At 39.2% G+C, this 15,969-nt stretch carries 10 protein-coding genes; 4 read left to right on the top strand and 6 right to left on the bottom strand.

Annotated elements, in window-relative coordinates; genetic code table 11:
- Positions 1-159: 159 nt before the first annotated feature.
- The 3 genes from V0410_RS07915 to V0410_RS07925 all read right to left on the bottom strand — a co-directional run bounded on the left by V0410_RS07915 (position 160) and on the right by V0410_RS07925 (position 9,086).
- On the bottom strand, positions 160-7,692 hold the full coding sequence (locus tag V0410_RS07915) for a hypothetical protein (protein WP_330747034.1): 7,533 nt from the start codon (positions 7,690-7,692) through the stop codon (positions 160-162).
- Positions 7,693-7,858: 166 nt separating this feature from the next.
- Entirely contained in the window at positions 7,859-8,386 is a 528-nt protein-coding gene (locus V0410_RS07920) for a hypothetical protein (RefSeq protein ID WP_330747035.1), read from the bottom strand.
- Between the two features lie 100 nt (positions 8,387-8,486).
- Positions 8,487-9,086 (bottom strand): hypothetical protein, encoded by a 600-nt coding sequence (locus tag V0410_RS07925; protein ID WP_330747036.1) that lies wholly within the window; start codon positions 9,084-9,086, stop codon positions 8,487-8,489.
- A gap of 238 nt (positions 9,087-9,324) precedes the next feature.
- Between V0410_RS07925 and V0410_RS07930 the strand changes: the two genes are divergently transcribed.
- Positions 9,325-10,905: a helix-turn-helix domain-containing protein gene (locus V0410_RS07930; RefSeq protein WP_330747037.1), complete on the top strand. Its 1,581-nt coding sequence runs from the start codon at positions 9,325-9,327 to the stop codon at positions 10,903-10,905.
- A 96-nt stretch (positions 10,906-11,001) separates the two neighbouring features.
- Here the strand turns inward: V0410_RS07930 and V0410_RS07935 are convergent, their stop codons facing one another.
- Positions 11,002-11,370: a winged helix-turn-helix transcriptional regulator gene (locus V0410_RS07935; protein ID WP_137904643.1), complete on the bottom strand. Its 369-nt coding sequence runs from the start codon at positions 11,368-11,370 to the stop codon at positions 11,002-11,004.
- Between the two features lie 18 nt (positions 11,371-11,388).
- On the opposite strand from V0410_RS07935, the gene V0410_RS07940 reads away from it, so the two are divergent.
- The 3 genes from V0410_RS07940 to V0410_RS07950 all read left to right on the top strand — a co-directional run bounded on the left by V0410_RS07940 (position 11,389) and on the right by V0410_RS07950 (position 13,534).
- Complete coding sequence (locus V0410_RS07940; RefSeq protein ID WP_330747038.1) at positions 11,389-12,288, top strand: SDR family oxidoreductase; 900 nt, start codon at positions 11,389-11,391, stop codon at positions 12,286-12,288.
- A 20-nt stretch (positions 12,289-12,308) separates the two neighbouring features.
- Positions 12,309-12,626 carry a nuclear transport factor 2 family protein gene (locus V0410_RS07945; RefSeq protein ID WP_330747039.1) on the top strand — a complete coding sequence of 106 codons (318 nt, stop codon included), beginning with the start codon at positions 12,309-12,311 and terminating at the stop codon, positions 12,624-12,626.
- A 224-nt stretch (positions 12,627-12,850) separates the two neighbouring features.
- Positions 12,851-13,534 (top strand): hypothetical protein, encoded by a 684-nt coding sequence (locus V0410_RS07950; protein WP_330747040.1) that lies wholly within the window; start codon positions 12,851-12,853, stop codon positions 13,532-13,534.
- A gap of 135 nt (positions 13,535-13,669) precedes the next feature.
- Here V0410_RS07950 and V0410_RS07955 read toward each other — a convergent pair whose 3' ends face one another.
- Entirely contained in the window at positions 13,670-14,188 is a 519-nt protein-coding gene (locus V0410_RS07955) for a DUF2911 domain-containing protein (protein ID WP_110010501.1), read from the bottom strand.
- Between the two features lie 35 nt (positions 14,189-14,223).
- Entirely contained in the window at positions 14,224-15,915 is a 1,692-nt protein-coding gene (locus V0410_RS07960; RefSeq protein ID WP_330747041.1) for a sodium:solute symporter, read from the bottom strand.
- Between the last annotated feature and the right edge of the window lie 54 nt (positions 15,916-15,969).

The following is a 15,969-nucleotide window of genomic DNA, read 5'->3' on the forward strand; positions in this document are numbered from 1 at the left end:
CTTTCCGAAACTCTAAAATGTATCAGTTTCCCAATATGGATATTTCTAAAATTTGTATTCATATTTTTTAAATTATAAAAAAACAGTCTTGTTAAGAGTTATCAACAAGACTGTTATGATATATAAAGCCTTCTGTGAAAAGTCTTTTTGTTTATTAATTTAGTCCGGACAGGTCTGCGTAGATATACAATGCCATGCCATAGAGGCATCCCCCTCTTTCAAAGTATACATTTTGATACATTTGTTTGTCGTATCATATACCATCATTCCTTCCACAAAATTGGCAGCCGGAATACCTACCGGATTTCCTGATGCATCAAATGCAACCCTGTTAGGAACGAAACCTTTGCTTTTAGCTTCCAGCGCAAGCCAGCCTCCTTTTCTAACCATCGGCCAGTTATCGGAGTTGGCTCCAGCTCTGTTAAGAGCGGTAATACCCATTTTGGTATCTAATGCAGTCCCTGTTAGAATACCCGGTTTGTAGCAAAGGGCAGAAGCTGTTGTTGCTCCACATAGATCAAGAGGAGATATATAAAGGTATTTATCCGTATCATGCGGAGTACCACTGTAACCGTCTCCCATAATACCATAACCACCTATACCTATAAACCCAAAGCTCGTGGAGCTCTCTTTAAAGTTGATGACATGATATCCTCCATCTTCTACAGCTATTACTTTATCATTTAGTCCAAGCTGATTAGCAGCTGTGCCGTTACCCGGCATATACCGTGGATCAACATAATAAGGACTGCTGCTACTACCTAATTGCTGACGAAGATTGTATCCCCATCCCCATTGTTTTCCATCTGTAGTCAATATATTAATAGATGGATAATCATTAACATGCTCAGCCGGTGAGATCCAGGCGATATTACCACCCAAAGAGTGGGTAACGCTATTGGCATCCGTAGCAGTAGCAGTTATTTCTACCCAGTTATTACGTTGGGTAACAGTACCATCCCCCAACTGTCTTTCGCTATTATACCCCATAGCATAGAGCTTACCATTAGTAGCCAAAAGATAATAAGAACTTTCTCCTTCACCAACTCCTTCAGTCATCCCTATCATTTTTGGAGTTACTCCCGTAGGAACACTAATTTCTGTTGCGTAATTAGATACAACCGGGTTATTATTATCATTAAGGAAAGTTCTATACCCCCAAGTATAAAGCTTACCATTGGAAGTTAAAGCGAGCTTAGTATTCCAGATGCCACGTACAGCAACTACATTGTCCAGCGTTTGGGTAGCCGATGTCATCACACGGTGCCATCTTGTGTTATTAGCCGTACTCACAGGAGCATTATCTCCGTAATAACCTGTATTGTAGTTCCATACTGCACCGCTACAGGTTGTAATAGTTAATGAACCTTGATTAGCAACCATCATTTTTACATTGGTCGGGCTAACTCCCGGTGGCAGACCGTCTGCCTTACCGTTAACCGATTGCTTACCAAATCTGAAGTCACCCGTGCTTCTTAAACTTATAGGAAGAATAGTATGTCCCCAAGTATAAAGCCCGTCAGTGGTCAATAAAACCAAAGCATCAATACCACTACCACCACCGCTTGTTGTTGCTTTTAACGGTGTGCCGGTATAGTTGAATCCTGAGCCTGAACCTGGAAGTGATGTAGCAGGGTCTATTTTCGTTGGTGTAAGAAGGTTCAATACTACATTAGAGTTCGAAGTAGATACATTAGGTGAAACTCCATATCCCCAAACGTAAAACGAACCATCTTTTTGTTTTACTATAGTAGATCCTTCAGATGCAACAATATTATCATACTCTATAGTATTAGGATCTGTTGCAGTAAGATAAGTATTGTTGTTACAGCCTGTTGTACAAGATGTCTCATCTACTGTTACGTAAGTAATATACTTATTTTGACCCGCAGCGAAATTATAAGGATGTACCCATTTTCCACTGGTGGCATCATAGGTTCCGGCAACGTATACTACATTAGTTGTAAATGCGGCATCATCTGCCACCATCATTTTTACAGGAGCACTATTTCCAAAACCTGCCCCATAAGAACTAAGGTCTACCCCGAAATTTACCGTACCGACAGCATTGGTAGGCTGCGCCAGCCATTGTCTCTGGACACGTGAACCTCCTGTAAAGCCGTTTACCGTAATGCTGTTTAGTGCAAGATTCGTATTGTTATTATCTCCTAATACCAAATACGTTTTATCCTGGGCAAATCCTGTACGTGCTACATCCTGGTTTGGATTAACAAAATCATTAGTCGTTGCCACGGCAAGAATGGTTCCTGCATTGACACTTTTTGATACTTTCTGTTCCAGAATCTCAATATCATCCCTTCCTACTCCAAAGATATTATTATTGTATGTTGTATTGGTTGTTCCGTTCCATACTATATTTCCGGCAGTATCCAGATAGTGGTCAGTATTTACCTGTCCCAGGGTAATACCATACTTGATGGCAAGATAGGAATCTACTCTTCTACGTTCCGTAGTTGTAAGAGTTCCTGCACCATATACAATAGTTTCCCCGATATGCCCTGTAAATCCGGCATTGTCACTTCCATTACCTGAAAAAACAGTATTTCCGAAAATATGTCCTCCGTATTGAGCATTTACCGCTGCATAATTAACGGCTGTATTCATGGCAGCACCATTTAATCCTTTCGCACTCGTAGTATTGGTATTTTTGAAATACATAATACTTGGAATGGCAGCATCAAATGCAGGGTTTACTCCAGGGAATTGAGTGCCTGCACCATAAGGTCTTCTCTCCAAATTGGTTGTATTAGGAAAAATACCGAATGCATCCCAGTTGGCAGACCCGGTAGTCGTATTATCCATACCGACACTGAATAACCTTGGATTACCTCCGCCAGAAGCCAAGCCTTCTTTAGTCAGAGTGAATACATCAAAGTCCAGGCTTGTCAGGGTACGCACTGTATTATTTCCTAAGGTTTGTGTACCTACCGTGAAGTTAATTCCCGGGTTGAAGTTGAAATAATTGGAAGCCCCCAACACATATTTCGGCAGGGTATTCGTTCCTAACTGTGCTACTGTAGTTCCGTTCCAGACATCTGTCCATCCGGTTACATCAGTTCCTGCACCAGTATTTACAGTGTTTTTATCAGCCCGGTACCAGTAAGATAGCCCATTTGCAACTCCTCCCGGAGCATTTCCGAAACCTGCAAAAGTGAAGAATTGCCCATTCCCCAGCGTAACGTTTGCTGTGTTATAAACGACTCCATTTACAGTAACCTCTGTAATCATAGGAGTAAAGGTATCCGTTCCGTCGAAAACAGCATCCGGAGATTGTACCAGGTAAAGATTCTTTAGCCCTTTAGGCCATGCCACCGTTACGGTTCCTACACTTCCTGTATTTTGTACTTTCCAGATGGATTCAAAACGGTAATTAGTTGTACCGTTAGAACCTGCGGTATAAACCAACGGAGTTTTTAGTCCCTGTAAAAGGCCGTTATCTCCTGTCATCAGGAATTGTCCATCCGCAAGAGTATTGGTATTGGATGCATTGGTATTGGCCAATGAGTTTCCTGCCCCGATAATCAGTCTTTGTCCTACATTGATACTGTTAGACTGGATTTGATTCAGGTCGGATAACTTATCATTTGCAATACCGAATATATTATTGTTATACCCTGTATTGGTTGCTGACGCCCATACCGGAACAGAATTACTGCTCAGATAATCAGGAGTATTAACAATGTCCAGTGTAATTCCTCCTTTTATAGCCAGATAAGAATCTACCCTGTTGATTTCATTGGTTGTAAGTGCTTTATCAAAAACAATGGTTTCAGACATCGTCATTCCGGTACCATTATCATCACCGCCATCATTTGCATTTCTTCCCAATACGATTCCTCCGTCTGGCCATGTGGTAAGAGGAGTCATCACCATGCTGGAAATAACCGCCGCACCATTCAATGCTCTTTGAAATTGGCTATCGGTAAAACTGTTTCTTACAATAGTTGTATTGCTTAGCTGTGTATACTGAGCCGTAACTGGTGCTACAGCAGCATTAATATGGGAACCTGAAGTATTATCCCTCATGTTAATATAAACAGAAGCAATTCCCGGACTATCATATTTATTACCACCTGTAAGCGCTGAATAATTTAACCCGACTACTCTGTCATAGCCAGATCCTGTAACCGGTGTGGTACTGGTATAAATTGAATAATTAGTGCTGGAGACAGCATTCAGTATCGATGAATTTCCTAAAGCATTTGCTGGTACAAATGTAACCCCCGGGTTAAAGTTCAGGTTTAATCCTATTCCGTCTACCGCAGCAGGTGCAGATGTTGTACTAGCTAAGTTAGGGGTAACAATTACCGAACCAGCCGAATAATCTGTCCATGAAGTAACCGCACCACCTGTTGGAACTAAATTTTTATCTGCACGATACCAAAGAGATGAAACTACTCCTCCAGGAGCATGCATGTATCCTGCAAAAGTAAAATACTGCCCATTTGTCAATGTCACATTAGCTGTATTGTACACCACTCCGTTTACAGTAACTTCTGAACTCATCGGAGTAAAGGTATCTGTTCCATCAAAAACCGCATCCGGAGATTGTACCAGATACAGATTCTTTACGCCTTTAGGCCATGCCATCGTTACGGTTCCAACATTTCCTGTATTCTGTGCTTTCCAGATCGATTCAAAACGATAATTAGCTACCCCGTTAGACCCTGCTGAGAATGTTAACGGTGTCGTAAGACTTTGCCTCAGACCGTTATCTCCTGCTAAAAGGAACTGCCCATCTGTCAAGGTATTAGCATTTCCTGCATTGGTATTAGCCAATGTGCTTCCAATTCCTATGATCAGCTTCTGATTAGGATTTTCACTTCGTGACTGTTTCTGGTACAACGTGGAAATATTATCCCTTGCAATCCCCAAAATATTGTTCTGATAGGTAGCAGAAGTATTCCACACCACTGTATTGCCAGAGCTTACATAGTCTCCTAACAAGGTTGATCCCCATTTAACGGATAAATAAGAATCCACACGTGCTTTTTCTGACGCAGTAAGAGGAGTTGCAAATACAATCGCTTCATTCATCTGCCCATCGTGGCTTCCCCAGTTGGTATCACGACCTAGTCTGAAAATACGGGCGGTAGTTTCAGTTCCCGCTACGTTGGCACGATTATTATAAACCGATTCGCTGCCATTTAACCATATTTTTGCCAATAGGTTTGATGCAGTGGCCCCTGCACCATTCAGCCATGAAGAACCTGCTACAAAAGGATTTTTAGCAGCAAACGAATTCGTGGATAGCGTTGAATAATTACTGTTAGCCGTATTAGCATAGAATAACAGCTTATCGTATGGTGAAGTATTATTCGTGTGCAGTCCCGGATAATCCATTGTTGCGTCAAATCCTGCTAATCCTGCAGCTCCAAGGCTATTCATGTTACCCGCAATATAAATACTTCCCTGAGTACGGTTGATGATGGCATTACCTGTTCCAGGATCTGCTGCCATAAAGCCACCCTGCAATGTTCCATGGCCTGCTGAAATAAATGTTACGGTAGGGTTAAAGTTAGCCAGTGTACTCTGGTTAGAGAAAGTAGGTTGCTGTGCAGCGGTAGTCTGAACAAGGTTGTATCCTGTTCCCATCTGGTCATTCCACTGATTCAGCAATGTATTATCAGAGAATGTAATAGCATCTGCTTTATACCACACGGCAGCTGTTACTCCACCGGGTGCGGCAGCCATTACATTTACTGTCAAATCACTTGTACTGGTACAAGTACCTGTGGTCACGGTCCATCTGAAGGTATACGTTCCTTGGGTATTAAATCCTGTAACACTGGTATTGTAGGCCGATGGTGTTGCAATTACCGGGTCGGTAGCGCCTGCAGGTTTGGTCAGCAGTGTCCACGCACCTGTAGCTGCTACTCCAGGATTGTTTGCATTGAACGTGGTTTGTGATGTTCCTACCAATGTCTGGGCTGATCCAGCATTAGAGCCTACCTGTGCGGATACAAATACCGAAAATGTACCTTCCAAAGAAGTTCCGGAGCAGGCATATTCCTTATCCAAAAATGTACCCACACTTGTGTTATAGGTATCTGCTTTTATTTTAAATACATATTCACCCTGCGTAGTAAGATTGGAAATCGTAGTAGATGTATTCGTAAATAACGTACTGGCATAGGGCTCGAATACAGGATCAGCGGCACCTGCAGGTTTTGAAACCAATGTCAGCCTGTAACGCCCGTCAAAATCCTGGAAATAGCTGCTGTTTACGACACCTTTATATACCGCAGGCAATGGTATAGTTGCCGTTACAACACCGGATCCCGGATAGCATACTGTCGTTGCAGGAACTGTTACGTTAGGACGGCTGCCGTCTGAAATATGGATATAATAGCTCTGTGTTGCCAAGCAAGCCCCGGCATTGTCTCTGGTAATCGTAAACCTATAGGTTCCTACGCTCCACCCGCCTGCAGGTGGTGTTACGGTAGCACTTCTTGTTGCCGTACCCGCTCCTCCGTTTACCACGACAACCGCGCCACCTGGAGGTGGAGTACCTGACTGAACTGCAGCCGTATTGATGGTAGCCGGATTGTCAGCCGGATTGATGGTGTAATAGAATGTAATAGGTGTAGACTGTCCTGCATACCCGCAATGAACTTCTCCTCCGGAGCTTCCACCATCATAAATCATCATCTGCTCAGGTCTTGAGGCAACCAGAAAGTTTACCGGATTAGGCTGTATTCCATTATAGGTATATGTGAGTTCCGGTGTTGTATAGGTTCCGCTGGAGTTAGTAATCGTGAGAGTAAATTTGTAAACCCCTACAACATTTACCCCTGTAAAAAATATATTATCATCATAAATATTGGCATAGGCAATATTTCCTCCTGCCGGCTGGCTGGTAACATTCATAGTCACCGTCGTCCCAAAGTTTCCTGAGGAACCGGGTGAGGAAGGATATCCCTTGGAAAACTTAGGTGATGTATTCTGAAGTGTAATAAAATGATTTCCAGTATTGGAAATACATCTGGAAGTTGATACTGTAGGCAGTATCTGCGGATTCGGAATAAAACGGACAATAGCCGTATCTTCATACCAGCAGTTCGGATTATTTGTAGAGGTTATCCTCAACGTTACTACATACGCCGGATCAATATCATGATTGGCTTTATTGACAAGGCTGAACGTTGTTGTCGCCGATGTTGTAGAGCTAAACTGAGAGTTTTGGCTGGTCTTTATACCGCTGCGCTCCCATCTGTAAATATTATAGGCACTCCACGATGCCGTATATCCATTCGGTACAACACCATTCAGTGTAACGGTACCTGTGGTGGCATTAACATTGGTAATATCCGGACCTGCAGTGAAGGTAGACACCTCTCCCGGCGCCGTAATGGTTACCTGTGATGTTGCCGTACCTACAGTGCAGTTTTGGGCAATCTGAAATATATAGCTACCGGGAGATGTCATCCCAGTAACATTGGTATTATACCCTGCCGGATTTACGATGACCGGATCCGGTGCACCCGCAGGTTTAGAAACCAGTGTCCAGGTTGGGTTTCCTGAAATACTCCCCCCAGGACTTCCTGAGAGGCTGGCAGACGTGCCACATATGGTGACATTGGCACCTGCATTTACACTGCAGTTCTGTGCCCTGGTTATCATATTGCCCAAAATAAGCAATATGAAAAAAAGGATAGTCTGTTTTTTCATGGTTTAATAGTTTAATCCAGTGTCATTTTAGGAAACTTGAGGTTAATATTTACAGGGTTATAAGCAATCATGCTTATAAAAACGGGAATTAATAAAACTGTATTTTTTTTCATTTTTTTAGGGATTATGAGTTTTTTGATCAAAATGAATTATTTAAAAATCCTATTTAAGGTTTCCAGAAAGTCCATACTTTACCATTATAGACTGCCAGCTGTCGTTTTGCAGTATCATAAACCATCATTCCTGCTGCGGGATTGATAATGTTTAGGTGTGGACTTGCCACTTTAGGCAAAATCATAGCTTTATCTGATGCTTCCAGTACAAGTATACCTGGTGTTGGAGAAAGAATTCCTATACCTGCCTTTGCTGTTATTTTCTCTTGTTTATCAACTCCCTGTATGCTTAAATCTGCAAGGCCAATTGTTGCGGCTGTTCCATCATCCTCACTCAGGTTGGTCCATTGGGAATTATTTTTAAGATATTTGACCTTATGATCTGTAGTATCGTAAATAACAGTTCCTTCAAAGGTTAATCCGGATTTGTCATCAATATATGGAAGGATAAACCCTCTGTTTTCAGCAGATGAGAACTCTAATGATACGGAAGAATTGGTTATATTTTCTTTTCCGATTGCCACTTGTGATTTTACAGTACCAACTACTAAAATGGCTATTATCAGTAATGCTTTTTTCATTGTATTTTGTTTGAATTATTAAATGACAGTAACAATTCGCTCCGGATATTTCCGTCGAATAGGTATAAATCGCGTTTAATTTTTCTTTGAAAAGATTGTCTTAAACGGATGTCAGAAATATAACATGATTATCTGGTGGCGGGCGTTGATAATTCCGGAAGAAATTAAAAGTAGAGAACCAATGGCTCTTATAAGTATTTTTAAAGCAGATATCAGATAAACATATTGGAACATGAAAGCTATTTTCCGGTTTTATCTGTTCTTTTTTATTTTGATCAGGGTTTATAACCTGTTTTTGTCTGTCTGAAGATATCAATAAAGATGTTTCTGATGTTGGGGCTTTACGGAAAAGAAACAGAGCTCCAGAATACTTATGAGCTACAGAAATATGGAACTTCTTCCTCCTTTTTTTTTTACCCTGAACAATAGCTCCTTTTTTCCTAAGCTTTGAATCTGACCTTTTTTTGTCAGGATAAGAAATATTTACGTTTTCTATTCCTGTAATCTTAGTTCCCTCTACTATAAATATTATATCTGTCTGTATTGGATTATCTGATGAGGTTTCCTTATTGCATCGGGAGACAGCTTTTATGATCTGAAGATTACAAATTAACAGAATGAACAAAAGAAATCTTCTCACTTTGGTGAATGTAAGGGAGAAGATTTTAATCATCATGTTATTTTTAGAATCGGTTATCATTTCATGCAATATTATGATTACATCAAAATCTTCACAAGTTTAGCAAGGGAACAATTCCGAAAGTTTCATATGCAACCCAACCTATTTTACAAATATGCATTACTGATTATCAACAAATTAAAAAAACGCTCTGTTTTTTTAGAAGATAAAAATGTGGAGGTAGGTATTTGTTTAAATCGAAACTATATTTAAATTAAATTTGCTCAATCAGTTATTTTTTAAAATTTAAACTATAATCATGAAGAACTTCTATTACCTCATTCTCATTCTATTTCCTTTTCAAGGCGCATATTCTCAAAATAATTTTCATACAAAACAACAAATTGACAGTGTATATAAGACTAATGAAATGATTTATCCGGACGATGAACAGGATGTCAAAAAATTAGAAGAATTAATTAAAGCTTCTCAGAAAATCAATTATAAAAATGGAGTCATAGATGGTAAAATGAAAACCCTTTCCTATTTAAATTTCCGCTCCGATTACAAAGGAATGCTTAAACTCATCAGGGAATTAGAGGCCCTGGGATTAGAGAATGACCATCTGCAACTTAACAGACTTTATATGAGTAAATCAATAGCAAATAATGCATTAGGTATAGAACGAGAAGCACGTCAGAATCTGCTGGACGCCTTAAAACATGCTAAAAAACTGCAGGGAGATAAGGGACATATGGAAGTTTCATATGTATATAATACTACGGCAATATTTTTCGATGGTAAGTCTATTGATTCAGCATTCTATTATCAGAAAAAAGAATTGAAAGAACTTGAGCAAATAAGTAACAAAGAGACCAAAAAAGTACAGATGTCCATTGCACTTAGCAAACTCAATATTGGAAAATATTATCTGACTATAAAACCACAGCGACTGGATCTGGCAGAACCGTATTTTATGGATGCTTATAATTATAAAACTACAAATCCGGACATTTTTGAAGAACTGGATTTACCAATATTGTGCGGTCTTGCTGATTTTTATCTTTATAAGCGGGATTACAACAAATCTATTGAGTTTTCAAATGAAGTTTTGCAAAGGGAAAAAACAAAGAAAAATTACACTTACAAATCTTATGCTTATTCGGTTCTTGCTGATGCCTATGAGGGTTTGGGAAACTCAAAAGAGCAGGCTAAATATGCAAAATTATATGCAGCATTAAACGATAGCATCAACCTGGCTTCTAAAAAAGAGGTAAGCCAGCAATTTGACAAACTGATAACAAATGCTGAAACTAAAAAGGATAAAGAATATAGTTCTAATTTAAAAAGAATACTCACAGGCATTGTCTGTTTTTTATTAATTTTATTATTGATAACATGGTTTTTCTGGAAAAGAAATAATAAAATTATTCATAAAAAATATGAAGAACTGATTGCAAAAATCAGCAATGAACGGAAGGATACTCAAACTAAGGATCCGGAAGCCTCAGAAAACACAGATGCAAAATCATCTGTCAATATAACAGATGAAACCATAAAGATCCTACTCCTTAAACTTGAAAAATTTGAAACTTCAGAGAAATACCTTAGGAAAGACCTCAGTCTCACATGGATGGCTAACAATCTGAACACCAACACTAAGTATCTTTCAGAAATTATTAAGGTACACAGAGAGCATAATTTCACCAGCTATATTAATGAACTCCGTATCAATTATATCATCAGAAAACTCTACGAAAATCCTGTCTACAGAGAATACAAAATAGCTTATCTTTCTGAAGAGTGCGGATACTCAACTCCACGAGTATTTGTTAACGCCTTTAAAAAAGAAACAGGTTTTACACCGTCATATTTTATAGATCAACTAAAATCTGCATAATATTTACAGAGACATAAAGCACCTTATTTATTTGGTAATAAAATACTTTATGCTGAAGTATAAAAGTTTTGATAATTGATTTCTAGATCTGATGAACTATTGGCCATTCCCCGCCATTCTTTTTAAAATTACTGTTCTCAGCCGGTTTTCATTTTCATCAGCCCAATATCCTAATGCAGAAATTACAGGAATTAAAGTCTTACCAAAATCGGTAAGGGAATATTCAACTTTTGGCGGAACCTGGGCATAAATTTTCTTTGTAACAAGTTCGTGCTCTTCAAGTTCTTTTAACTGGATATTTAAAACGCGTCTCGAAGCATCCGGAATTTTACGCTGTAATTCACTTGGGCGCAGATGACCTTCATTGATAAACCACAGCAGACGGATTTTCCATTTACCGTAAAGGACTTCACCGATAAGGTCAAGACCGCAGTTTAAATTCAAGGGTATTTTTCTTTCATGCATACACAAATTTAATCCAATGTGCCAAATTGCACAATAGGGGAAAAAATTATCCCTATGCAATTCGGTTTTCCGTTATTGCCTGAAAAAGTGATACTTCGGAAATTTGCAGCAAAGAATTTAACAATGGAAAATCTATTTAATTACAACAACGAACTTCAAGGTAAAATTGCCTTAGTAACAGGCGGAACAAAAGGAACCGGCAAAGCAATAGCAGAAAGACTGCTGCAAGCTGGTGCAGCGGTTATAATAACTGCGAGAAACGCGCCTGAAAAAGAAAACAGCAACCTGCATTTCATTCCTGCCGATTTGAGTAAAGCAGAAGGAACACAAAAAGTCATCAGCGAAGTGCTGTCGGCTTATGGGAGACTGGACATTCTTGTGAACAACCTGGGTTCTTCATCAACACCCGCTGGTGGATTTGCAGCATTAACCGATGAAGATTGGGAATCAACCTTACAAGCTAATTTGCTTGCTCCGGTTCGACTGGACAGAGGTTTTTTACCACAAATGATAGAGCGAAAAAATGGTGTAATTATTCACATCGCTTCCATCCAGGGCAAATTACCCCTTTATGATTCAACCTTACCTTATGCAGCTTCAAAAGCAGGACTGAGAAACTATAGTAAAAGTTTATCGAACGAAGTTACCCCAAAAGGTGTTCGGGTATTGGCTGTTTCACCAGGATGGATCAATACAACAGCTTCGGAAGCCTGGCTGGGTGAAATTGCGAGAAACGCAAACAGTACTATAGAAGAAGCGCAAAACAGCGTTATGGATGCATTGGGCGGAATACCTTTCGGAAGACCTGCCGAACCGAAAGAAGTAGCTGAATTAGTTGGTTTTCTTGTTTCACCAAGAGCCAGTTATTTAACCGGAACTGAATTTATAATCGATGGTGGTACAGTGCCAACCATTTAATCATCTTAAAATACTATGCAATGAATTTACCAAACATTATTTCAGAATTGGTGAAAACCCAAAACGAATTTAACAGTGCAGCCTACGCAAATTGTTTTGCTGAAAATGCGGAGGTATTTGATGAAGGCAAAACCTACAACGGAAAAGCAGAAATTGAAAGCTGGATTGACAAAGCCAACAAAGAATACAAAGCCAGTATGAAATCACTAGATTATAACGAAAGTGAAAGCATCTTATCGGCGGAAGTTTCGGGAACATTTCCGGGCAGCCCAATTGTTTTGAAATATCATTTTCAATTGTCTGACGGACTCATTCAATCTCTGAAAATAACGGGTTAATATTTCAATAAACCTGAATGTACTGGTTTATATTTCAAAGTACCACATCTTAATGATTTACAAATGATTACCGAATTCCAGAATCCCCTTTGAAGCGTAAGCACAGCTTTCTGTAAAATCTACTTTTGACCGTTTCATTTCCATTTGATATATTTTAATTTCGATGTAGGTAACTCAATTATTATTTTCTTCCCTATATTTATTGTTTATTCAATCAAAATCAAATGAATTTAGACTTTGAAACATTTAAAAAAGACATCAATTGGTTTATCAGGCCAAATGATCTTGTTACATTGTATGATACAGAATCAGTTCTGAATCTTTCCGATAATTTTACATCAACATTCCCTAAATTATCTCAACTTATTCAAAAGGCCAGAAAGCTGGAATTTAGTGTAAATAATAATCCCTACCGATTGTTCTCATGGACCAATAAGTACAATAAAAGCTGTGGATGGTTAACCAAAATCGAGTTAGAAGATACGGATAATATTGTGTTAGCAAAAGAACATGAATTATTACTTAAAGAGATTGGCGGGATTTCAGAATCTTATCATCAGCCCGAACCGGCCCTGACTAATAATCAGGACTATTTATTCTTAAAATCTGCCTGCATAACGGGAATCGGCGAATGGGAAGAATATTATGAAAATCTTTGTGAAGAAGAACACAAACAACCGGTACAATATAATGACTTCATTTGCTTTGCCCTGGAAGCTAATGGCAATATGACAATGTATGAAAAGAATTCAGGGAAGGTACTTTTATTTGCACATGATCATTGGTTTGAGAATGTTGATCCCCTTGAAGATCAGCCTGAATACACTTTTTACACAATACAAGATGTTGACAATTTTGTAGATTATGTTGAAAAGATAGCTGAGGAATGGTCAGAGGCTGTATTATAATGTAATTGAGACTGTTCTACATTTTAAAACTTAAACAGGAAATGATTAGAACTGCAACAGCAGCCTTATACAATATCAAAATTGCAAACAAAAAAATCCCGGACTAACCGGGATTTTAATTTCTTACGTATCAATTTATTTGATCTCTACAGGAACTGAGATTTTGTCCCAATCCATTGTGAATCCATTACTGTTTATTTTATAAACTAAAGTTTCCTGTGTTGCTGGCAAAGCCTTTGTTTTTACATCAACACGTAAAGCATCTTTAGCCTGTTCATATTTATAAGCTCCCCATTGTTTTGGTTCTTTGTTAAAAATGGCTGTCCAGGTTCCGCTTTGTTTAGGGATTAAGAAAAAGCTGTATTTTCCTGCAGGCAGTTTTTTACCCTGAACGGTAATATCTTTATCCGTTTCGAAGGTCGTTGCTTCATTCGCGCCCGCTCGCCAAACTTTATCATAAGCTTCCAGACCGCCCCAGATTGTACGTCCTTTCACAGAAGGGCTGCTATAGTTTATGGTAATGTTGGCATCTTTAATTTTTCCCGTAGCCGTAGCCGGAGGGCTGGCAGGTTTTTTAGCCTCCTGTGCAAAGGCATTCATTGAGATCGTCATCGTAGCAACAAGTACAGTTGCAGATTTAAGAATCGTTTTCATAATATTTTTATTTGTTTGTTTTTAATATTGTTCGTTTACGAATTTACTGTTTTCTGCTTATAAAACAGCAAACCGATTGCAGAAAATATAATGACTGCTGCTGCCCCGATTACATTAAGCCAGAGGAAAGAAACGACATCGAACTGATACACGGCAATAACCGTAATTTCCGATACAATGGCAGCAATAAATACATTCGGACCGTTGATCTTTTTATAGTAAAATGCAACAAGGAAAATCCCCAATATCGGTCCGTAGAAAAGAGAGCCTAATACATTAACCGCCTCAATAAGTGAACCCATTTGCGTAGCAAACATAGCTACACCGATTGAAAAAATACCCCAGGCTAAAGTATGTAGGCGGCTGTACTTCAATTCGGTTTTATCATCAGGAATTTCTTTGCTGTATAGTAAATGAACATCTTTTAATGAGCAGGCGGCAAGGGAATTCAGTGCTGCCGAAATGGAACCCCAGCTGGCCAGAAAAATAACGGCAAACAGCAGCCCGATCATTCCTGCAGGCAGGGTATTTTTTACGAAATACAGGAAAATATAATTCGTGTCCGTTTTCTCTGCATCATAGTTTGAATTATTAATCGCTTCCTCTACCCTTCCGTGCAGTGCTTTTATCTGGGATTGTGTGTTTTTAAAATCCTGAATTGTTTTGGTAAGCTGAGGAGAATTTTGTTCTTTCAGCTTTAAAATTTCTTTCGATTCTGCATTAAATTTTAGTTGTAAATCCTGATGCTCTTTTTCAAAAACTGCCGCCTGCTCAGGTTGTCTTTCCTTTAAATACTGATAGGAGCGTTCGTTAAAATAAATCGGAGCCGGTTTCAAAGAAAAGAATGCGAAAAGCAAAGCACCAATCAGGAGAATAGCAAACTGCATCGGAATTTTAACCAGTCCGTTCAACAGCAAACCCATTTTTGCATTGGTATTATCTTTCGCAGTGATATATCTACCGACCTGGCTCTGGTCCGTACCAAAGTAAGAAAGCGCCAGAAAAAAACCGCCAATCAAGCCACTCCAGATATTGTATTTATCTTTCCAGTCGAATTCTGTGGTGATGACATTGAGTTTTCCGGATTTCCCCGCCAGATACAGCGCATCATTAAAACCAATTCCATCCGGCATATTCTGAATAAGGAGATACCCTGCAAAAGCCATGGTCCCCAGAATAATAAGAAACTGTAATTTCTGGGTATGAGCAATAGCTTTTGCCCCGCCAACATAGGTATAAATCAACAAAATACCACCTGTTAAAACATTAGTCAAATAAATATTCCAGTTTAAAACACTTGACAAGATGATACTCGGAGCATAAATACTGATCCCCGTTGACAAGCCTCTGGAAAAAAGAAAAAGCAGTGAAGTGAGTACCCTTGTTTTTTTATCAAAACGATTTTCTAAATATTCATAAGCAGTGTAAACATTTAAGCGCTGAAATATCGGGATGAAAGTAATACAGATCACAATCATCGCCAGAGGCAGTCCAAAATAATACTGCACAAAGCGCATACCGTCTGTATACGCCTGTCCCGGAGCTGAAAGAAATGTAATGGCACTCGCCTGGGTAGCCATAATACCGATAAGCACAATATACCAGGGCATTTTGTTATCTGCTTTCAGGTAGGATTCGTTGCTTTTCTGGCCACGGCCGATGAATACGCCGTAAACCACCACTGCAACAAGTGTAATAACGAGAACGGTCCAATCTATAGTACTCATGCCCAGAATTTAGTAAACCAATAATAAAATGCAATCTGCAAGATTAATGCAGCT

Source organism: Chryseobacterium sp. CP-77, from assembly GCF_036362765.1.
GTDB classification, from domain to species: Bacteria; Bacteroidota; Bacteroidia; order Flavobacteriales; family Weeksellaceae; genus Chryseobacterium; species Chryseobacterium cupriresistens.